The 19,279-nt window shown below is 70.1% G+C and carries 18 protein-coding genes; 9 read left to right on the forward strand and 9 right to left on the reverse strand.

The genetic code is table 11. The features are described 5' to 3' along the window. Positions 1-37: 37 nt before the first annotated feature. The 6 genes from ABZ953_RS26575 to ABZ953_RS26600 all read right to left on the reverse strand — a co-directional run bounded on the left by ABZ953_RS26575 (position 38) and on the right by ABZ953_RS26600 (position 6,460). On the reverse strand, positions 38-1,051 hold the full coding sequence (locus ABZ953_RS26575) for a Gfo/Idh/MocA family oxidoreductase (protein ID WP_361728244.1): 1,014 nt from the start codon (positions 1,049-1,051) through the stop codon (positions 38-40). Beyond that, on the reverse strand, positions 1,048-2,064 hold the full coding sequence (locus ABZ953_RS26580) for a Gfo/Idh/MocA family oxidoreductase (protein WP_361728247.1): 1,017 nt from the start codon (positions 2,062-2,064) through the stop codon (positions 1,048-1,050). Before ABZ953_RS26580 ends, ABZ953_RS26575 begins: the two co-directional genes overlap by 4 nt. Positions 2,065-2,130: 66 nt before the next feature. Further along, positions 2,131-3,069, reverse strand: coding sequence for a carbohydrate ABC transporter permease (locus ABZ953_RS26585; RefSeq protein WP_361728250.1), 939 nt, complete (start codon positions 3,067-3,069; stop codon positions 2,131-2,133). Continuing rightward, positions 3,062-4,006, reverse strand: a complete 945-nt coding sequence (locus ABZ953_RS26590) for a sugar ABC transporter permease (protein ID WP_361728253.1) — start codon at positions 4,004-4,006, stop codon at positions 3,062-3,064. The genes ABZ953_RS26585 and ABZ953_RS26590 overlap by 8 nt, the downstream gene beginning before the upstream one ends. Continuing rightward, on the reverse strand, positions 4,003-5,259 hold the full coding sequence (locus tag ABZ953_RS26595; RefSeq protein WP_361728256.1) for a sugar ABC transporter substrate-binding protein: 1,257 nt from the start codon (positions 5,257-5,259) through the stop codon (positions 4,003-4,005). Before ABZ953_RS26595 ends, ABZ953_RS26590 begins: the two co-directional genes overlap by 4 nt. Before the next feature lie 67 nt (positions 5,260-5,326). Then, on the reverse strand, positions 5,327-6,460 hold the full coding sequence (locus ABZ953_RS26600; protein WP_361728259.1) for an ROK family transcriptional regulator: 1,134 nt from the start codon (positions 6,458-6,460) through the stop codon (positions 5,327-5,329). A gap of 443 nt (positions 6,461-6,903) precedes the next feature. Here ABZ953_RS26600 and ABZ953_RS26605 point away from each other — a divergent pair, with 443 nt between their 5' ends. The 5 genes from ABZ953_RS26605 to ABZ953_RS26625 all read left to right on the forward strand — a co-directional run bounded on the left by ABZ953_RS26605 (position 6,904) and on the right by ABZ953_RS26625 (position 10,752). After that, entirely contained in the window at positions 6,904-7,995 is a 1,092-nt protein-coding gene (locus tag ABZ953_RS26605; RefSeq protein WP_361728262.1) for a mechanosensitive ion channel family protein, read from the forward strand. Between the two features lie 95 nt (positions 7,996-8,090). Continuing rightward, positions 8,091-9,017 (forward strand): cation diffusion facilitator family transporter, encoded by a 927-nt coding sequence (locus ABZ953_RS26610; RefSeq protein ID WP_361728265.1) that lies wholly within the window; start codon positions 8,091-8,093, stop codon positions 9,015-9,017. Positions 9,018-9,133: 116 nt separating this feature from the next. Next, positions 9,134-9,760 carry a class I SAM-dependent methyltransferase gene (locus ABZ953_RS26615; RefSeq protein ID WP_361728268.1) on the forward strand — a complete coding sequence of 209 codons (627 nt, stop codon included), beginning with the start codon at positions 9,134-9,136 and terminating at the stop codon, positions 9,758-9,760. Between the two features lie 51 nt (positions 9,761-9,811). Next, on the forward strand, positions 9,812-10,303 hold the full coding sequence (locus ABZ953_RS26620; protein WP_361728271.1) for a DinB family protein: 492 nt from the start codon (positions 9,812-9,814) through the stop codon (positions 10,301-10,303). A 20-nt stretch (positions 10,304-10,323) separates the two neighbouring features. After that, complete coding sequence (locus tag ABZ953_RS26625; protein ID WP_361728274.1) at positions 10,324-10,752, forward strand: VOC family protein; 429 nt, start codon at positions 10,324-10,326, stop codon at positions 10,750-10,752. A gap of 24 nt (positions 10,753-10,776) precedes the next feature. On the opposite strand, the gene ABZ953_RS26630 is transcribed toward ABZ953_RS26625, so the two are convergent. Beyond that, a complete protein-coding gene (locus ABZ953_RS26630) occupies positions 10,777-11,283 on the reverse strand; it encodes a DinB family protein (protein WP_361728277.1) in 507 nt (168 codons plus the stop codon). Positions 11,284-11,405: 122 nt separating this feature from the next. On the opposite strand from ABZ953_RS26630, the gene ABZ953_RS26635 reads away from it, so the two are divergent. Next, entirely contained in the window at positions 11,406-11,957 is a 552-nt protein-coding gene (locus tag ABZ953_RS26635; RefSeq protein WP_361728280.1) for a GNAT family N-acetyltransferase, read from the forward strand. 84 nt (positions 11,958-12,041) lie between these two features. Here the strand turns inward: ABZ953_RS26635 and ABZ953_RS26640 are convergent, their stop codons facing one another. Continuing rightward, entirely contained in the window at positions 12,042-13,463 is a 1,422-nt protein-coding gene (locus tag ABZ953_RS26640) for a phenylacetate--CoA ligase family protein (RefSeq protein WP_361728282.1), read from the reverse strand. Between the two features lie 849 nt (positions 13,464-14,312). Here ABZ953_RS26640 and ABZ953_RS26645 point away from each other — a divergent pair. Together ABZ953_RS26645 and ABZ953_RS26650 are read left to right on the forward strand one after the other, a co-directional pair. Then, positions 14,313-15,116 carry an alpha/beta fold hydrolase gene (locus ABZ953_RS26645; protein WP_361728285.1) on the forward strand — a complete coding sequence of 268 codons (804 nt, stop codon included), beginning with the start codon at positions 14,313-14,315 and terminating at the stop codon, positions 15,114-15,116. 8 nt (positions 15,117-15,124) lie between these two features. Then, complete coding sequence (locus tag ABZ953_RS26650; RefSeq protein ID WP_361728288.1) at positions 15,125-15,910, forward strand: AfsR/SARP family transcriptional regulator; 786 nt, start codon at positions 15,125-15,127, stop codon at positions 15,908-15,910. Between the two features lie 54 nt (positions 15,911-15,964). On the opposite strand, the gene ABZ953_RS26655 is transcribed toward ABZ953_RS26650, so the two are convergent. Then, positions 15,965-17,215: a cytochrome P450 gene (locus ABZ953_RS26655; protein ID WP_361728291.1), complete on the reverse strand. Its 1,251-nt coding sequence runs from the start codon at positions 17,213-17,215 to the stop codon at positions 15,965-15,967. 297 nt (positions 17,216-17,512) lie between these two features. On the opposite strand from ABZ953_RS26655, the gene ABZ953_RS26660 reads away from it, so the two are divergent. Then, on the forward strand, positions 17,513-19,279 hold a 1,767-nt coding region (locus ABZ953_RS26660; RefSeq protein ID WP_361728294.1), incomplete at its 3' end, for a beta-ketoacyl synthase N-terminal-like domain-containing protein.

Here is a 19,279-nt window from a genome sequence, read left to right on the forward strand (position 1 = left end):
CCGGGGCGCCCAGCGAGTTTACGAGGCCACCTCAGCCTCACCCCAGGGGGACCGGCACCCCGCTCGCGGCCGAGGCGTACCCCGCCGCCACGACGCGCAGGGTGCGCAGGCCGCCCTCGCCGTCGGCGACGGTCATGCCGCCCTTCTCGGGGCCGAACAGGAAGGCGTGCAGCATGAGTTCGTCGAGGTCGACGCCGAACGGCACCTCTGTGCCGTGTTCCCGGCGTTCGCTGAAGCCGTGCACCTTCTGGTCGAAGGCGTCCATTTCCAGGGTGGCCCGCTCCCCTACGACGGTGAGCTCGAGGCCGCCCCAGGAGTGGTGCGAGCGGGGGTGGGACCAGCTGCAGTCGATGGTGGCGACGGCGCCGTTGGAGTAGGTCACGCTGACCAGGCCGCTGGTCTCGGCGGCGACCTCGTCGGCGTACAGGAGGTTGTTGGTCTGCGCGTACACCTCGACGGGCCTGGCCTCGCCGAAGAGGTCGTCGAGGAGGTCGGCGATGTGCACGGTGTGGTCCATCAGGGCGCCGCCGCCGGAGAGTTCGGGCTCGGCGAACCAGCGGCGGGCGCGGGTCGGCATGGCGCCGTTGTTGGCGCCCGACACCGCGAGGACCTGCCCGGCCCGGCCCGAGGCGACGGCCGACTTCACAGCGGCGTACGCCGGGCTGAAGCGCACAGGGAAGGCGACCGCGAGCCGTACCCCTGCCGCCCGGCAGGCGGCGACCATCGCCTCGCCGTCCGCCACCGAGGCGGCCAGCGGCTTCTCGCAGAGGACGGGCACGCCGTGCGCCGCCGCGCGCTCGACCAGGGGCCGGTGCCGGGCGTTCTCGGAGCAGACGATCACCGCGTCCGGACCCCAGGCGAAGGCTTCCTCGTAGGTGTCGGCGTAGGCGGCCCCCGAGGCCTCCGCGACGGCACAGCCGCGTACCTCACCGGGGGCCGCGAGGTCCGTGTCCGGGTCGCTGCCCAGGACCTCGATACCGGGCATACGGGCGAGGAGGCGCAGGTATGACGCGGCGTGGACGTGGGCGAACGACAGGACGGCGACTTTCATCGCGCTGCCTCCTCGATCTCGATGACACGGCCGGTGCGGCTGGACTCCGCGGCGGCCTCGGCGATCCGCACCGCTTCGACGCCGTCGCGGGCGCTCACCCGTGGTTCGGGCCCGCCGTCCTGCCAGGACGCGGCGAACTCGCGGAGTTCGGTGAGGTAGGGGCTCTCGGTCATGGGGCTGGACGGAATGCCTTCGTCGTCGGCCCGCACGCCCTGTGCGGTGATACGGAAGCCCGGCGCGGCGGTGGAGTCGTGGTGCAGGAGGCCGTCGGCGCCCGCCACCCGGAACGTCGTACGGAACCGCTGGTCCGGCAGGCCCCACAGCCCGTCGATGTGGCTGACCGCGCCCGACGCGTGCGTGAGCACGGCGGTGGCGGTGACGACCTCGGGCGGGGCGCCGGTGGCGTGCTCGACGCCACGGGTCCGCGCGTGCACGCGGACCACGGGCCCTGCGAGCCAGCGGGCCATGTCGATGTCGTGCACCATCAGGTCCAGGATGACGCCGCCGGACTGGGCCGGGTCGCCGAACCACGGGGCCCACTGCGGCCGGGCCCCGCCGCGCGTGAAGCGCAGCACGGCGAGGTCGCCGAGGTCGCCGCGGACGACGGCCCGGCGCAGGGCCGCGTACGCCGGGAAGTAGCGCACCACGTGGGCGGGGTGGAGCCGTACGCCCGCGGCGTCGGCGGCGGCCGCGATCTCCTCGGCGTCGTGGGCCGTGAGCGCGAGCGGCTTCTCGCAGACGACGTGCCTGCCGGCGGCGACGGCGGCGAGGGCGAGGTGCCTGTGGGTGGCGGTCGGGGTGCAGACGTCGACGGCGCCCGCGTCCGCGAGGAGGTGGTCGAGGGAGTCGACGGCCCGGACGTCGTGCCCGCGCTCCGCGTACTCGGCGGCGAGCTTCTCCGCGGAGCTGTCGACGGTGTACAGGCTGACCCGGGCGCCGAGCGCCAGCCAGCCGGGCAGATGGGCGCGGGCGATGCCGCCTGCGCCGAGCAGGCCGATGTGCAGCGGTGGCATAGAGAACGACTGCCTTTCCGTGGGGGGATTGGGCGCGGCGTGCGGTGTCAGCTCTGGAAGCCGGGGTCAGCTCTTGGAGCCGGACAGGGCGACGCTCTGGACGAAGTGCCGTTGGAGGAAGACGTAGACGAGCAGCATCGGCAGGCTCGCGATGAGTGAACCGGCCATCATCACCGGGTAGTTGGTCTCGAACTGCCCTTCAAGTGAGGTCAGTCCTGCGCTGATCGGCATCTTCTGCGGGTCCGTGTTGACGATCAGCGGCCACAGCAGGTCGTTCCAGGACCACATGGCGGTGATGACGGCGAGGGCGGACAGCGCGGGCCGGATCAGCGGCAGCATGATCGACCAGAAGATGCGGAAGGAACCCGCGCCGTCGATGCGGGCGGCCTCCTCCAGCTCCTTGGGGAGCGTGAGGAAGAACTGGCGCAGCATGAAGGTGCCGAACGCGCTGAACATGCCGGGCAGGAAGAGCGCGGGGGCCGTGTTGAGCAGGCCGAGCCACTGGACGATGTCGTACTGCGGAAGGACGAGCAGCGAACTCGGCACCATCAGGACGGAGAGGAAGAGCGCGAACAGCACGTTGCGGCCGCGGAACTGCATGCGGGCGAAGGCGTAGGCGGCAAGCGAGCAGAAGACGAGCTGGCCGAGGGTGCGCCCGACGGTGTTGATCAGGCTGTTGGTGAGCATCTCGCGGAACGGCAGGGCGGTGAAGACCTCTTCGAAGCTGTCCCAGTTCCAGGTGTCGGGCAGGAAGGTGGGCGGTACGCGTGAGGTCTCCGCGAGGGTCTTGAGCGCGGTGAGCAGCTGCCACAGGAAGGGGAAGACCATGATGAGCGCGCCGAAGGAGAGGACGGCGTGGGTGGCGAAGGACCCGGTGTCGAAGCGCCGCCGCTTCGGTGCGGTGCCGGTGCGCTCGGGCAGTTCGTGAGTGCGCTCGGCTATCGGCGCGACATGCTCAGGTATCGGCTCGGCGTGCTCAGGTATCGGCTCGGCGTGCTCAGGCATAGTGCACCCACCTCTTCTGGAGCCAGAACTGGAGGAACGTCAGGGCGGCGATGACGAGCATGAGCAGGAAGGCGAGCGCGGCGGCGGCGCCCTGCGCGTTCTCCATGAACGCCCATTTGTAGAAGAGGCCGACGATCGACTGGGTGTCACCGATCGCGGGGTTCTTCTCGGCCATCATGATGTAGATCAGGTCGAAGGTCTGCAGTGAATTGATCATGCAGATGATGGAGGCGAAGAAGATGGTGGGGCTGAGCAGCGGGAGGGTGATCGTGAAGAATCTGCGCAAGGCCCCGGCCCCGTCGAGTTCCGCGGCTTCGTAGTAGTCCTGCGGAATTCCCTTGATGCCCGCCATGAAGATGATCAAGTAGTAGCCGGTGGTCGACCAGACGATCACGGTGCCGATCGCGTAGACGGCGGTGGAGGGGTCGGAAACCCAGTAGTGCCGGTCCACGCCGAACCAGCCGAGGATTTCGTTGAGAAGCCCGAAGTCGCCGTTGTAGAGCCAGTTCCAGACCAGTCCGACGGCGACGGGCAGCGTCACGAACGGCACGAAGTAGAGGGCCCGGTAGAGCGATACGCCGCGCAGCCCGCGCCTGTTCAGGAGCGAGGCGACGACGATCGCGATCGGCAGCGCGGCGAGTCCGATGACGCTGTAGATCAGGGTGTTGCCGAGGGCCTGCCAGACGGTGACGTCCTTGACGACGCGGACGTAGTTGTCGGTGCCCACGAACGTATGGCCGCCGAACGCCCCGAATTCGGTGAAGCTGAAGTAGAACGTCTGCAGCAGCGGCCAGAAGTAGAAGACGGCGAAGCCGAGGCCGAGCGGCGCGATGAACCAGTACGCGGCCTTCTGGTTACGGGACTTCGGGCGGGCGTCGGAGGCCGCGGCGCGGCGTCCGGCCGATTTCGCGGCCGCCGTGGCGGGAAAGACACTCATGAGGCGCGTTCCTCCTTCAGGGCCCGGTCCATCTGCTCGCCCAGCGTGCGGGCGGCGCTCTCGATGCCGCCCTTTCCGCTGAACGCGGCGCCGAGCAGCGGGTATTGGAGGTTCTCCCAGACGGCGGTGTTCTCGGAGCTCGGATACGGCACGGCGTACTTCTGCATCTCGATGAAGTGCTTCAGGTCGAATTCCGGCATCGACTTGAGCCAGGCGTCCTGCGTTCCCTCGTACGAGGAGATGGTGACGCCCGCCTTCGCCTGGATCTCGGCCGCCGCACGGCCCGCCATGAAGTGCACGAACTTCCAGGCAGCCGCCTTCTTGTCGCTCTTGGCGGAGATCACGTTGGCCAGGCCGTGGATGATGGTGGCCCTGCGACGCCCCTTGGGCAGCACGGCTATGCCGCCGTGGTCCTTGAGGGCGGGCACGGCGTACATCTGCCCGGCCATCGCGGACAGGTCGTAGTTCATGGCGACCTTCTCCGACCAGTAGCGCACCCGCCCGACGGACTCCGTCATCGCGCTCTGGGGCGGTGACCAGCCGCGGTCGACCATGTCGGTGAGGAAGCGCAGGCCCTCGACGGACCGCTCGTCACCGAAGCCGGAGCGGCCGCCCTCGATGACGTAGCCGCCCGCACCGCAGACGGCCGGGTAGATCTTGCACTGCCGGTCCATCTCGGCGGCGAAGCCGTGCACGCGCTCGCGGGGGTTGGTGAGCTCGGCGGCCGCGTCACGCACGTCGTCCCAGGTCCAGCTCGCGTCCGGGTACGTGATGCCCGCCCGGTCGAAGAGTTTCTTGTTGTACCAGAGGCCGATGGTGTCGAAATCCTTGGGGAGGCCGTACTGCGTGCCGCGGTGGGCGTAGAGCTTCACCAGTGCTTCCGGGTGCCGGTCGACGGGCGTGGCGTCGGCCTTGATGTGGCCGGAGAGCGGTTCGAGGACGCCGCCCGTCGCGTACAGCTGGAAGTTGACGGCGTTCATCCAGAACACGTCGGGGGCGGTGCCACCGCGCATCGAGGTCTTGAGCGTCGTCCAGTAGCTCGCCCACGGCGTCAGCTCGATGCGCACGGAGATCCGCGGGTTCTCCTTCTCGAACGCGGCGATGATCTTCTCCATGCCCGGCACCTGCGCCGGGTCCCACATGCCGTACGTGAGCGTCGTGCGGCCCCCGCCGCACGAGCCGTCGCCCCCGTCGGAGCAGGCGGCGAGCAAGGGGGCCGCCAGCGCCCCGCCGAGCAGAGTCCTTCTGCGCATGTGCGCCTTCGCCTCCCAGGAAGTCGTCGGGCGCCGCCGCGGCCCGCCCCTCGCATCGGGGCGCGCCTCAGGACGCCGTGTCCGTGAGCAGTTCCTCCTCCACGTGGTCGAGCGCCTTGCGTACGGCGCCGAGGGCGACGCCCCGCTCGCCGAGCGAGCTCAGCGCGATGCGCGGGACGTGCAGGGTCATGGGGCGCAGCCGCTCCTGGAGCAGCGGCACGAGGTGCGGGCCGACGGGGATCGCCCCGCCGGTCAGCACGACCAGTTCCGGGTCGACGGCGAGGGAAAGGGCCGCGATGCCGGGTGCGAGGCGGTCCGCGAAGTCCCCGACGGCGGCAAGGGCCCGGGGGTCTGCGGCGTCCGCGGCGCGGGCGAGCGCGGCCACTTCGGACTCGCCGGTGCGGCGCGCGCCCGGCCAGCGCAGGGCTTCCTGGGCGGTGCTCATGCCGAGCAGGGGCAGCAGGCCGAGCTCGCCCGCGCCGCCGCGGCTGCCCCGGTGCAGCCGTCCGCCGATGGTGAGGCTGCACGAGACGCGGTGCCCGGTGAGTACGCAGACGACGTCGGCGGCGAGGGTGGCGGCGCCCTGCCAGCGCTCGGCGAGGACGGCGAGGTTCACGTCGTTCTCGACGAGGGTGTGTCCTGGCCCGCCCTCCTCGATCAGCCGCCCGAGGTCGACGCCGGACCACTCGGGCACCACGAGCGAGGTGACGACGCCGCCCGCGTCCACCACGCCGGGCACACCCACGCAGCGGGCGAGGACGGCGGCGCGGCGCGGGGCGTGGGCGGCCAGGAAGGTCTCCGTGGCGTGGCGCAGCAGGTCGAGGCGGGCGCCGCCGCCGAGTCCGGGGTCGATGTCGTGGCGGTCGGCGGCCAGGACGGTGCCGCCGAGGTCGGCGAGGAGCAGGACCAACTTGTGCAGCCCTATGTCGGCGCCGAGGACGTGGCCCGCCTCGGTGCGGAAGCGGAAGCGGCGCGCGGGCCTTCCCGGTGTGCGCTCGGCCGGGTCCTCGGCGGACTCGCCGACGAGCCCGCGCTCGGCGAGCTCCTCGACGGCGGCTTCCACGGTGGGCCTGGACAGGCCGGTGCCCGCGGCGAGTTCGGCGAGGGTCCGCGGGCTGCGGCGGTGCAGCGCACGCAGCACGACGGTGGTATTGAGCCGCCGCAACGCGACCAAGTCGTGCCCACGCGCCGTGTTGTGCATCACTGCTTCACCCCGTATCCGGGCACAAGCAGCCCAGTTGACGGGCTGCGATGTCCACTGGCCCGCGGAATTGAGAAGGAGACTTGCATAACCGAGGCGGCTCGGGAACCCCTGCGACGGCACGCGTTTCGACTCACCCGGTATGCCGTGGCCGCTCCCGCACCGGCTCTCGGGACGCCGGTCGACAGACGTGGCCGGTTCGTGAAGATCCAGGTGGGGGTAGGTGCGCCCGCCGTCGCCGCATGGGGCAGGATGACGTCCGCGCCGGGCCGGGTCTGCCGGAGCGGCGTCATCGAACTCCCGGAATCGAGCAGGTAACACAAGGTGACGACACCTCACATACGCCGCGTGGCGGGGCACTCGCCCCGTACGACGGAGTACTCGTCCCGTACGTACTCGTCCCGTACGACGAAACATGCCACCCGTACGACGGGAGCGAACCGATGAACCGTGCTCTCACACTGCACGACTGGATGGCCGCCGGGATCGCGGTGATCGCCGGCGTCGTGGCCGGGCTGCTGCTCCGCGCGCTGCTGCGGTGGCTGGGCGAACGGGCCAGCCGGACCCGGTGGAGCGGCGACGACGTCATCGTCGACGCCCTGCGCACCCTCGTCCCCTGCGCGGCCATCACCGCCGGACTCGCCGCAGGGGCGGGCGCGCTGCCGCTCACGCCGCGCACCGGCCGCAACGTCACCATGACGCTGACCGCGCTGCTCATCATCGCCGGCACGCTCACGGCCGCCCGGATCGTCACCGGCCTGGTCAGGGCCGTGGCCCAGTCCCGCTCCGGCGTCGCGGGCTCGGCCACCATCTTCGTGAACATCACGCGGGTCGTGGTGCTCGCGATGGGCTTCCTCGTCGTCCTGCAGACCCTCGGCGTCTCCATCGCGCCGCTGCTCACCGCGCTCGGCGTCGGCGGTCTCGCCGTGGCCCTCGCCCTCCAGGACACGCTCGCCAACCTCTTCGCGGGCGTGCACATCCTGGCGGCGAAGACCGTGCAGCCCGGGGACTACATCCAGCTCAGCAGCGGGGAGGAGGGCTACGTCGTCGACATCAACTGGCGCAACACCGTGGTCCGTCAGCTCTCCAACAACCTCGTGATCATCCCCAACGCCAAGCTCGCGAGCACCAACATGACCAACTTCAGCCGCCCCGAGCAGGAGTTGTCGATCACGGTGCAGGTCGGGGTCAGCTACGACAGCGACCTGGAGCACGTCGAGCAGGTCACGACCGAGGTCGTGGACGAGGTGATGGCCGACATCACCGGGGCGGTCCCCGACCACGAGGCCGCCATCCGCTTCCACACCTTCGGCGACTCCCGCATCAGCTTCACGGTGATCCTCGGCGTCGGTGAGTTCAGCGACCAGTACCGGATCAAGAGCGAGTTCATCAAGCGCCTGCACCAGCGCTACCGCGCCGAGGGCATCCGGGTCCCCGCCCCGGCCCGCACGGTGACCGTCCAGCAGGGCGAGCTGCCCCCGCCGCTCGGCATCCCGCACCAGCGCGACGCCTCGGTGTCCCAGCAGATCCACTGACGCCGGGGCCTCGGCCGGGGCGCGTTCCGGGCGGCTGAGCCGAGTGGCCGACCGCTCGGTGGCGGCGCCCCGCACCCCGTGATCCACTCGCGGTCATGGGGCACGACCACGGTCCGGCCGCGGCGGCGGCGGGCGGCACGCTGAGCGGAACGTACCGCAACCGCCTGCTGTGGACCATCGGCATCAGCGCCACGATCACCGTCATCCAGGTGGTCGGCGCGCTCCTGTCCGGCAGCCTCGCGCTGCTCGCCGACGCCGCGCACAGCCTGACCGACGCGGTGGGCGTCGCGCTGGCCCTCGGCGCCATCACCCTCGCCCAGCGCGCGCCGACACCGCGGCGCACCTTCGGCTTCTACCGGGTGGAGATCTTCTCCGCGGCCCTGAACGCGCTGCTCCTCGTCGCCATCTTCGTCTGGGTCCTGTGGTCGGCGATCGGCCGGTTCAGCGAGCCGGTCGAGGTCAAGGGCGGCCTGATGTTCGTGGTCGCGGTGGGCGGGCTCCTCGCCAATCTGGTGGGCCTGTGGCTGCTGCGGGACGCCAAGGACAAGAGCCTCAATCTGCGCGGCGCGTACCTGGAGGTCCTGGGGGACGCGCTCGGCTCGGTCGCCGTGATCGTGGGCGGCCTGATCATCCTGCTCACCGGCTGGCAGGCGGCGGACCCGATCGCCTCGATCGTCATCGGCCTCATGATCGTGCCGCGTGCGTACGGGCTGCTGCGGGACTCCGTGCACGTCCTGCTTGAGGCGACTCCGCAGGACGTCGACCTCGGCGAGGTGCGCAGGCACCTGATGGAGGAGCCGGGCGTGGTCGCCGTGCACGATCTGCACGGCTGGACGGTCACCTCGGGAATGCCGGTGCTCACCGCCCACGTGGTGGTCACGGACGAGGCGCTCGCGGACGGCCACGGGACGCTCCTCGGCCGCCTGCAGGGGTGCGTCGGGGGCCACTTCGACGTGGCCCACTCGACGATCCAGCTGGAACCCGAGGGGCATGCGGAGGACGGCGGGGCGCTGCACACGTAGCGGCGCCGCGGCGCCGTCGTACCGACCGGCAACTTGCCGAAACGGCAACGATAGATGCCAATCGGCGGCACATCGGATCAGACTCGCCCCCACGTGAACCGAGGGGAAGGAACCCGATGGAGCAGACCGACGCGGCAACGTACTGGGACGAGATGTACGCGGAGATGCCCGCGCCCACCGACCCGCAGCCGAACACCCGCCTCGTCGAGACGGTCGGCGCGCTGCCCCCGGGCGACGCGCTGGACATCGGCTGCGGCGGTGGCGGCGACGCGCTGTGGCTCGCGGGCCTGGGCTGGCAGGTCACCGCCCTCGACGTCTCGGACGTCGCGGCCACGCGGCTCACCCGCCTCGCCCGCTCGCGCGGCCTGGGCGACCGCATCACCGCCCGACAGCACGACGTGCGCGCCTCGCTGCCCGAGCTGCCCTTCGACCTGGTCACCGCCCACTACTTCCACACTCCGTACGAGCAGGACCGGACGGCCATCCTCCGCTCTGCCGCCCACCTGCTGCGTCCGGGCGGGCGGCTGCTGGTCGTCGATCACGGGTCGACCGCGCCGTGGTCGTGGAACCAGGACCCGGACGTGCGGTTCCCGTCCCCGGAGGAGGTCGCGGGCCTGCTGCGCCTCTCCCCCGCGCAGTGGTCGGTCGAACGGGCGGACGCGCCGCGCCGTATCGCGACCGGCCCCGACGGACGCACCGCCGAGGTCGTGGACCACGTACTGCTCGTCCTGCGGACCGGCTGACTCCTCGACCGAGTCCCCTCCCCGCCTCCCGACGCAAGGAGAACGAACGCCGTGCCCACCGCCTCCCGCCGCACTGACGCCCCACCGCCCCGCACCGCGAACAACGAACCCGATGTGCTGCGCGGATTCCTCGACTACCTGCGCGTATCGATCGCCGCGAAGGTCGAGGGCGCGGCGGAGCCCGGGGCCCGTACGGCGGCGGTGCCCTCGGGCACGAACCTGCTCGGCCTGCTCAGCCATCTGATCGCCGTCGAGAGCGCGACGTTCCTCGGCGAACGGGTCACTGACTGGCAGGCGACGTTCCGCCCAGCCGCGCGGGACAGCGTCGCCGATGTCGTCGCCCGCTACCGGGAGACGGTGGACCGCGCGAACAAGGTGCTCGACACGTGCACGGATCTCGGCGAGCCACTCCGCCGGCCCGGCCGCCCGGGCCCGGCACCGAGCGTCCGCTGGGCGCTCACCCACATGATCGAGGAAACCGGCCGACACGCGGGTCACGCGGACATTCTCCGCGAACTCCTCGACGGCGGCACGGGTCGCTGAGTGCGGAGTACGGTCCCCTCATGGCAGCCAGAATCGACCTCACGCTCGACGCTGCGGACGCGCAGGCTCTCGCCGTCTTCTGGAAGACGGCCTTGGGCTATGTCGACGAGCCGCCGCCCGCTCCCTTCACGACGCGCGAGGAGTGGTTCGCGCAGTTCGACCTGCCGGAGGTCGACTCCGTGGACGACGGCGCGTGGCTCTGCGACCCCGACGGCGTCGGCCCCCGTCTCAGCATCCTCAAGGTTCCCGAGCCCAAGACGGCAAAGAACCGGCTCCACATCGACGTCCGCGTGCCGGGGCACGGCACCGCGGACGAGCGATGGGCCCGCATCACATCGGAGTCCGCACGCCTGGTGCGGGCGGGCGGGGCCGTCCTGGAGAAGTTCGACGGGCACCATGTCGTGATGGCCGACCCGGAGGGCAATGAATTCTGCGTCGCCGCGGGCTGATCGCCGCGGGCTGATCGCCGCGGGCTAGTCGCCGGTCGTGCCGTCGAGCATCTCGCGCAGGATGTCCAGGTGACCGTTGTGGCGGGCCGTCTCCTCGGTGAGGTGGAGGAGGATCCAGCGCAGGTCTACGTGGAGGCCGTTGCGGACGGTTCCCCGAGCCTGCTTGTCCAGGCTGTTTCCGGCGGCCAGTTCGCGGTAGCGGGCGCTGTGTTCCGCGTACTCGTCGAGCAGCTGCGTGAGCGGGAAGTCGACGGCGATGCGCATCTCGCGGTCGGGGTCCTCGTCGGTCCAGGGCCCCTGGTCCTCCTCGCCCAGGAAGACCACCTGGAACCAGTGGTACTCGACCCAGCGGAGGTGGTTGATCACTCCGCTCATGGTCATCAGCGGTGAGCCCGGCAGGAGCGCCTTGCGTGCGTTCTCCGCGGAGACGCCTTCGCACTTGGCGCGGGCGGTGTCACGGGCGTAGTCGAGGAACGTGGTGAGCTGGGTGCGCTCGTCCCACGCGGGCGGCGTGTCGTCGATTCTGGTCATCGCGCGAAGCGTCCCCGACCGACGGGCTCGATGTCGAGGCATTTATGCACGGCCCCGCTGAGCGGCTTCGCTGAACGGCCCCGATGAACCGTCGCCGGAAGGTCCGCCCCTACGATCACCCGATGGCAACCGACTACCTCCGTCAAGGGCCGCGCGTGGCCATACGACACATCAGCCGTCAGGACTACGAAGAGATCGCCGCCCTGCGCGCGGAGAGCGCCGACATGCTGCACCGCTGGCTCGGCGCCCGCGCCCGCGAGAGCACGCGGGAAGGGTTCGAGAGCTCTCTCGCGCGGTTCGACCAGCCCACCCACGAGGGCTTCGTGGTCTGCCTGCACGGCACCGGTGCGATCGTGGGCGGCGTCAACATCAACAACATCGTTCGGGGCGCCTTCCAGTGCGGAACCCTGGGATACACCGCGTACGCCTCCACCACCGGTCGCGGCTATCTGACCGAAGGCCTGGGGCTCGTGATCGAGTTCGCCTTCGACCGGCTGGAACTGCACCGCCTCGAGGCGAACATCCAGCCGGACAACACGTCCTCCCTGAAGCTCGTCGAGCGTCTGGGATTCCGGCGCGAGGGGTACTCGGCTGCCTTCCAGCTCATTGACGGCGCGTGGCGGGACCACGAGCGCTGGGCCATCACGGACCAGCGGCCCGGCCGTCGGACGTGAGGACGGCCCCACAGTAAGGAGTGAGCGGGGCACGCTGCGCGGCTACGCGCACTGACCGCGCGCACTGACCCGCGCGAGAGACAGCTAGGCGGCGTGCGGGATGATCGTCCGGTATTTGCCGCCGTCCCCCTGCCGCGGCGGCTCCTCGGCCCGCTCCACCGTGACGTTGTCGAGTTTGTTGTCGGCGAGCAGGCGGGTCAGTCCGTCGTGGGCGTTCCGCCATACGCGGTCCGCGTCGGCGCCGGGCGCCCTCACCAGGCGTACCCGCAGGGTCGATGGCTCCGTCTGCTCGATCTGGAAGAGCTCCACCCCGGGCATGCGGTCGAAGAGGCTGCTGAAGGCCAGTGGGGCGAGCCGGACGTCGTCGCCGCGGCCCGAGGGGAAGGTGAGGATGTCACCGGCCCTGCCCTGGACCCGGATCGCGGGTGACGCGGCGCCGCAGGGGCAGGGGTCGGGCCGGAGCATGACGCTGTCGCCGAGGTCGTAGCGCAGGAACGGCTGTACGCGGTTGGCGAGGTTGCTGATCAGGACCGTGTGCGAGAACTCCCCCGGCGGGACGGGCTGATGGTCGGAGTCGACGGGTTCGAGCACGGCCCAGTCGTCGTTGACGTGGTACCAGCCCTCGACGCAGCCGTGACTGAGGTACGTGCACTCCGTCGCGCTGTACATCGTGCGCACCTTGGCACCGAAGGCCTTCGCGATGCGGTCGGTGTCGTTCTCGCTCATCGTCTCGCCCGCGGGCTCGATGAGCACCGGATCGATGTGCAGCCGTCCCGCCTCCTGCTCGGCCGTGAGCAGCATGATCGTGCTGGCGTATCCGATGACGAACGCCGGGCGGTACTCGTTGAGTTCGGCGACCAGCTTCTCCATCGGCTCGTGCACGGACAGCGCGCGCAGCAGCTTGCTGCGGCTCCCGCCCTCCAGAGCCATGCGGGAGTACCCGGCGAAGCCGACGTAATGCCCCTCGGTGGCGACGAGTTGGGCGAAGCGGCCGCCGCGGGCCACCGCCCGCGCGATGCCGAGGGGGCCGAGCCAGGAGGCGAGCACCCGGGACGAGACGGCGGAGGACACGGACATGTACCGGTCGTCGAGCACGAACAGGCCGCGCAGGCCGCTGGTCCCCGACGTCGTGGCGACCAGATGGCGGCCGAGGAAGCGGCGCCCGATCAGGCCGGGGTCGTCGGTGAACGCGCGCACCTTCTCCAAGGTGATGTCCCGGTCCGTCGGCCAGTCGTCGAAGTGGCCCATCAGCTGCTTCTTGTCGGTGACCGGCAGCAGCGCGGGATCCTCGATCCGCTCGGGCAGGCCCCGGTACAGCTCCCGGTAGTACGGCGATGCGGAGCGGGCGTAGGCGACCAGGTCCGCCAGCCGGTCACCGCGGCGCCGCGCGACCGCCGCCGCACCCTGCTTGCGGGTCCGGCGGAGGTCCCGCATCAGCCACGCCATGCTTTCGACCTGGCTCTCGCTCTCGCTCATCGTCTTGCGCTCCTTCGGGTGGCGGGACATGACACGACCATCGCTGATACGCCGCCGGACAGGGCCCCTTGAACGGCACACAGTCACCCCAAAAGATGACAACTCCGCCTGCGAGCAAGACCAGGTGTGACGGGACGGGCCCGGACCGGTCGAGTGGCCACCCGCCGAGCATCAACACCGGGCAGGGCTGGATCCGGCCACTCGTTCACCACCGACCCGCCCCCGCGACAGGCGTTCCACGACGTACGGAGGGGGACTCGCTGGGCATTCCCGGGCGGCGAGGGCAATCCCCCACGGCATAATCAAGACCAATCCCGCTCCGCCACCACCGCAAGAAAACAACCAGCCAGAATCGCACCCCTCGCCATCCACACGGTGACCCCACACGGAAAACAGATCGTTTCCACTCACCCACGCAGAGGTGGGCGGAGGTGGAGAAACGATGCAGGCCAACAGGCGGCAGAAGCGATAAACACGTGCGGCGTAATATCCCCGCAAAAATTGGCGCCAGGATGAGTGGATCGAGAATCCAGTTGGCTTGTACCTGCCCTTGAGGCCCGCCCGCCGGGCCGCATCAGCTGGGTCCCGCGCTGCCACCTGGGGCGACACCCGCCGAAGCGACACCTCCGGCCCCAGAAAGCTGCTCGCACCCCACGCCCCACAGGGGGCGATGTCAAGCATTCATAGTGAAACTTACCTTAAACTCGCCACGCTCGATTCGATCACGAAAGAATGCGGGCAGAAAGTAAAAAGGAATGTCTCATTCCGCCCCGTTACCACGTCACCTACGTTGCCCTTTAAACTTTGAGCTGTGCATGATCAGGAGCGGATCCGCAATGCGGCGCGCCGCTCTCAGCGTTCCTGGTGAAGGGAATGATCTTGCCTGCCTCCCCCCCACCCGATATGTCGAACCCGTGGATACGCCGTTTCCGGCCCCGGCCGGAAGCCGATGTCCGCCTCGTCTGCTTCCCCCACGCCGGTGGCTCGGCCACCTACTACCAGCCACTGGCGCAGTCCCCCACTCTGCTGCCTGACGCGGACATCCTCGCGGTGCAGTACCCAGGACGGCAGGACCGGCGCAGAGAGCCGCTCCTGGACCGCATCCCCGACCTCGCCGACCTGATCACCGAGGCGCTCACGCCGTTCGACGACCGGCCATTGGCCTTCTTCGGCCACAGCATGGGCGCCGTCCTCGCCTATGAAGTCGCACAACGGCTGGGCGAACGGACCGGCAAGGAACCCTGCCATCTGTTCGTGTCGGGGCGCCGCGCGCCGTCCCGCGTCCGGCCGGGCACCGTACATCTTTTGAGCGACGCCGACCTGACCGCCGAGCTGCGCCGCGCGGGCGGCACGGACCCGCTCTTCCTGAACGACGAGGAACTGCTCGCGGAGATCCTCCCGATCGTCCGCAACGACTACCGGGCGATCGAGCTGTACCAGTGGAATCCATCGCCTCCCCTGGCCTGCCCCGTCACCGCACTGACGGGCGACCGGGACGCGCAGGCGGCACAGGAGGACGTCGCGGCCTGGCGACAACACACGGACGGCCCCTTCGACCTCAAGGTCTTCTCCGGAGGCCACTTCTACCTCAACACGCACCTGCGGGGCGTCGCGGAGACCGTCTCCCGCGCCCTCGCGGTCGGCACACGACAGCGCGCGACAGCAAGGGGGACAGCTCGGTGAAGTACGAGATGTTGGGACCACTCCGCATCAGGGACGGGAACAATTACTCCACCATCAACGCGCAGAAGGTAGAAGTCGTCCTCACCGTCCTCCTCGTCCGCGCCGACCAACTGGTCTCCCTGGAACAGCTGATGCGGGAGATCTGGGGCGAGGACCTGCCGCGGCGCGCCACCGCGGGGCTGCATGTGTACATCTCCCAGCTCCGCAAGTTCCTGAAGCTGCCCGGCACGGCCGGCAACCCCGTCGAGACCCGGGCGCCGGGGTACGTGCTGCACAAGGGCGACGACCAGATCGACGCGCAGGTCTTTCCCGAACTGGTCGACGTCGGTCGGGTGTTGCTCAGGGAGAAGCGGTACGACGAGGCGGCTTCCCGCTTCGGTCAGGCCCTCGCGCTGTGGCGCGGCCCGATCCTCGGCCAGGGCGGGAACGGCACCGTCGCCAACGGCCCGATCATCGACGGCTTCTCGACCTGGCTGAGCGAGATCCGCCTGGAGTGTCAGGAGATGCTCGTCGAGTGCCAGCTCCAGCTCGGCCGGCACCGGGAGGCGGTGGGCATGCTGTACGCCCTCACCGCCGAGAACCCGATGTGCGAGGCCTTCTACCGCCAGCTCATGCTGGCGCTCTACCGGTCCGAGCGGCAGGCGGACGCGCTGAAGGTGTACCAGTCCGTGCGCAAGACGCTCAACGACGAGCTGGGTCTGGAACCGGGGCGCCCGCTCCAGGACCTGCAGCGGGCCATCCTCGCCGGTGACATGCACTTGATGGCCCCACCGCTGGCCATGTCCGGCCACTGACCGGAGCCCGGCACATCGGCTCGGCGTATGCGCACGGAGGAGGCGTACGCCGGTTCAGAAAGCACACTGCAAGTGCTTGATGCCTTCGATGAAGCTGGAGTCCAGCCTCCGGGGCTGCCCCACGGCGTGAATCTGAGGCAGCGCGGCGAGGAGCTCCCGATACAGGGCGGTGATCTCCATTCGGGCGAGGTGGGCCCCTAGACACACGTGGGGGCCCACCGCACCGAATGTGACGTGCGCGTTCGTCCCGCGCGTGATGTCGAAACGGTACGGGTCCGGGAAGACGTTCTCGTCGCGGTTGCCCGACCAGTAGAACAGGAAGATCCGGTCGCCCCTGCGGAACCTGTGGCCGTTCATGTCGCAGTCGCGGGTGGCGACCCGGCGCATCCAGTTGATGGGCGTGGAGACCCGGAGGACCTCCTCGACCGCGTCCTTCGCGTACGTGTCGAAGTCCGACTGCAGCAACTGCTTCTGCTCGGGGTGCTCGGTCAGCAGCACGAGGGCGTGCGAGATGGCGTTACGAGTGGTCTCCATACCCGCGATGACGAGCAGGATGAAGAACGACACCAGCTCCTGGCGGGTCAACTGCTCGCCGTCCGCCTGGACTTGGACCAGCTTGGTGATCAAGTCGTGCCCGGGGGAGGCGAGCCGCTCCTCACGGAGTCCGGCGATGTAGTCGCCGAGTTCCCGCGACGCCTCGATCACCGCCCGCTCGGAGTCGGCACGGTCGGGCACGTAGTCCGGGTCGAGCGGACCCACGATCGTATTGGACCGCTCGAAGAGGAAGTCGTAGTCCTTCTGGGGAATCCCCATCATGTCGCTGAGCACGGCGATCGGCATCTCCGCCGCGACGGGCCGGATGAAGTCCCCCGGCCCGCGCGCGACCAGTTCAGCGATGATGCGCCGGGCGGTACGGGTCGCCACCGCCTCGAACTCCGGGACCATGTTGCGGCCGAAGGAGCGCGAGACGATGCGGCGCAGCCGGGAGTGTTCGGGGTTGTCCATGTTGATCATCGAGCCGTAGTACTCGTCCAGCTCGGGCGGCAGGCCGATGATCGTGGTCGCACCGTTCGAGGAGAAGTCCTGCGGCCGACGGCTCACCTCAACTATGTCCGCGTACTTGACGAGGGCGTGATAGCCGAACGCCCAGGGAACGCCCGGCATGCTCTGTTGAATGAACGCCGGATGCGGCAGCCCGCGCATCTCCTCGAACAGCGCCACACGCTCGTCGTGCGGCCGCGCCCAGAAGGAGGGGTCGACCAGATCGGGCAGTGTGGCGGGCGGCTTGCTGTCCGTGATGGGCACGATGCCTCGCTTCGCGTTGTCCGATCAGGGGTGGAGCCGGTGTCAGGGCATGCCGACCTGACACCGGATCACCTTTACAGGCACCGCTTAAGCGCCCCTAACTCGATGTGAGCGCCCCTGACTCGATCTGCTGCCGGTCCCCTCGCACAGCCGAGTATTAGGAGGGCTTTAGGGCCGTCGACGAGTCTGCGGACCGGCGGGGCTCCGCCTGCCCGATGCTCACGCCGATCCCGCGGCTGTCCGGCCGTCGGGTCAGGGGCCCTGGTCGTGCTCGCGGAGAGGAGCGGTTGTCCCGGGATGGCGCACAACGAAGAGAAGCTTCTTGACTACCTGAAGCGGGTCACTGCGGACCTGCGGCAGACGGAACGCCGACTGCAGGACGTCGAGTCGGCGGGCCACGAGCCGATCGCGGTCATCGGCATGGCCTGCCGCCTGCCGGGCGGGGTCCGGTCTCCCGAACAATTCTGGGAGCTGATCTCCGCGGGCGGCGACGCCGTCGCTCCGCTGCCCGGCAATCGCAACTGGGACCTCGACGCCCTCTACGACCTGGACCCGGAGAGCACCGGCACCAGCTACGTCCGCGAGGGCGGATTCGTCTACGACGCCGGTGACTTCGACTCCGCCTTCTTCGGCATCGGACCGACCGAGGCGCTGGCCATGGCGCCACAGCAGCGGCTCGCCCTGGAGACGGCGTGGGAGGCCATCGAACGCGCCGGCATCGACCCGCTCAGTCTCCGTTCCAGCGCCACCGGCACCTTCATCGGCTGCGACGGCCTCGACTACGCCCTGGGCGCCTCCGAGGTCCCCGAGGGCACCGCCGGGTACTTCACCATCGGCAACTCCGGCAGCGTCACCTCGGGCCGCGTCGCCTACACCCTGGGCCTCGAAGCCCAGGCGGTGACGGTCGACACCGCCTGCTCCTCCTCGCTCGTTTCGTTCCATCTCGCGGCTCAGGCCCTGCGCGCCCAGGAGTGTTCGCTGGCCCTGGCGGGCGGTACGTACGTGATGTCGTCGCCCGCCCCGCTGATCGGCTTCAGCGAGCTCCGCGGCCTGGCACCCGACGGCCGCTGCAAGCCGTTCGCCGCGGGCAGTGACGGCATGGGCATGGCCGAAGGCACCGGCGTGGTGCTCCTGGAGCGCCTCTCCGACGCCCGCCGCAACGGCCGCAAAGTCCTCGCCGTGATCCGTGGCTCGGCGGTCAACCAGGACGGCGCGAGCAACGGCCTCACCGCCCCCAACGGCCCCGCCCAGGAACGCGTCATCCGCGCCGCCCTCGCCAATGCCCGCCTCACGGCCGAGGACATCGACGCGGTCGAGGCACACGGCACCGGCACCACGCTCGGCGACCCCATCGAGGCCGGGGCCCTCATCTCCGCCTACGGACAGGAGCGGCCGGAGGACCGGCCCCTGTGGGTGGGCGCGGTGAAGTCCAACATCGGTCACACGCAGATCGCCGCGGGCGTGGCCGGTGTCATCAAGATGGTCCTGGCCCTGCAGAACGACCTGCTCCCCGCCATCGTGCACGTCGACGCCCCCTCCCCCCACGTGGAGTGGGACGGCAGCGGACTACGTCTGCTCACCGAGCCGGTGAAATGGCCCCGCGATGCCCGTGGTGCCCGTGGTGCCCGTGCGCGTCGCGCCGGGATCTCCTCGTTCGGCTTCTCCGGCACGAACGCGCATCTGATCTTGGAGGAGGCGCCGGGGGAGGCGCCGGGGGAGGCGCCGGGGGATGCCTCGCGGGATACGGGGGCGTCCGTCGATGCGGGTGCGTCGGTGGGGGTAGTGGTGCCATGGGTGGTGTCGGGGCGTGGTGGGGAGGCGTTGCGGGGGCAGGCGCGGCGTCTGGGTGAGTTCGTTGCGGGGGTGGGTGATGCGGGGGTGCGGGCTGTTGAGGTGGGGTGGTCGCTGGCTACGACGCGGTCGGTGTTCGAGCACCGGGCGGTGGTGGTGGGCCGGGACCGGGATGCGTTGAGGGCTGGTCTCGGTGCGTTGGCGGCGGGTGAGGCTTCCGCGGATGTGGTGTCCGGGGTTGCGGGTGATGTGGGTGCGGGGCCGGTGTTGGTG

This window comes from Streptomyces sp. NPDC046465 (assembly GCF_040646035.1).
In the GTDB taxonomy this organism is placed as follows: Bacteria; Actinomycetota; Actinomycetes; order Streptomycetales; family Streptomycetaceae; genus Streptomyces.

Bases quoted from the DNA above. Each gene is read 5' to 3' on its own strand.
- ABZ953_RS26585 (WP_361728250.1), bottom strand. From the start codon at position 3,069: ATGCCTGAGCACGCCGAGCCGATACCTGAGCACGCCGAGCCGATACCT.
- ABZ953_RS26630 (WP_361728277.1), bottom strand. From the start codon at position 11,283: ATGACCAGAATCGACGACACGCCGCCCGCGTGGGACGAGCGCACCCAG.
- ABZ953_RS26610 (WP_361728265.1), top strand. From the start codon at position 8,091: ATGGGGCACGACCACGGTCCGGCCGCGGCGGCGGCGGGCGGCACGCTG.
- ABZ953_RS26605 (WP_361728262.1), top strand. From the start codon at position 6,904: ATGAACCGTGCTCTCACACTGCACGACTGGATGGCCGCCGGGATCGCG.
- ABZ953_RS26625 (WP_361728274.1), top strand. From the start codon at position 10,324: ATGGCAGCCAGAATCGACCTCACGCTCGACGCTGCGGACGCGCAGGCT.
- ABZ953_RS26590 (WP_361728253.1), bottom strand. From the start codon at position 4,006: ATGAGTGTCTTTCCCGCCACGGCGGCCGCGAAATCGGCCGGACGCCGC.
- ABZ953_RS26615 (WP_361728268.1), top strand. From the start codon at position 9,134: ATGGAGCAGACCGACGCGGCAACGTACTGGGACGAGATGTACGCGGAG.
- ABZ953_RS26595 (WP_361728256.1), bottom strand. From the start codon at position 5,259: ATGCGCAGAAGGACTCTGCTCGGCGGGGCGCTGGCGGCCCCCTTGCTC.
- ABZ953_RS26640 (WP_361728282.1), bottom strand. From the start codon at position 13,463: ATGTCCCGCCACCCGAAGGAGCGCAAGACGATGAGCGAGAGCGAGAGC.
- ABZ953_RS26650 (WP_361728288.1), top strand. From the start codon at position 15,125: ATGTTGGGACCACTCCGCATCAGGGACGGGAACAATTACTCCACCATC.
- ABZ953_RS26580 (WP_361728247.1), bottom strand. From the start codon at position 2,064: ATGCCACCGCTGCACATCGGCCTGCTCGGCGCAGGCGGCATCGCCCGC.
- ABZ953_RS26635 (WP_361728280.1), top strand. From the start codon at position 11,406: ATGGCAACCGACTACCTCCGTCAAGGGCCGCGCGTGGCCATACGACAC.
- ABZ953_RS26600 (WP_361728259.1), bottom strand. From the start codon at position 6,460: ATGCACAACACGGCGCGTGGGCACGACTTGGTCGCGTTGCGGCGGCTC.
- ABZ953_RS26575 (WP_361728244.1), bottom strand. From the start codon at position 1,051: ATGAAAGTCGCCGTCCTGTCGTTCGCCCACGTCCACGCCGCGTCATAC.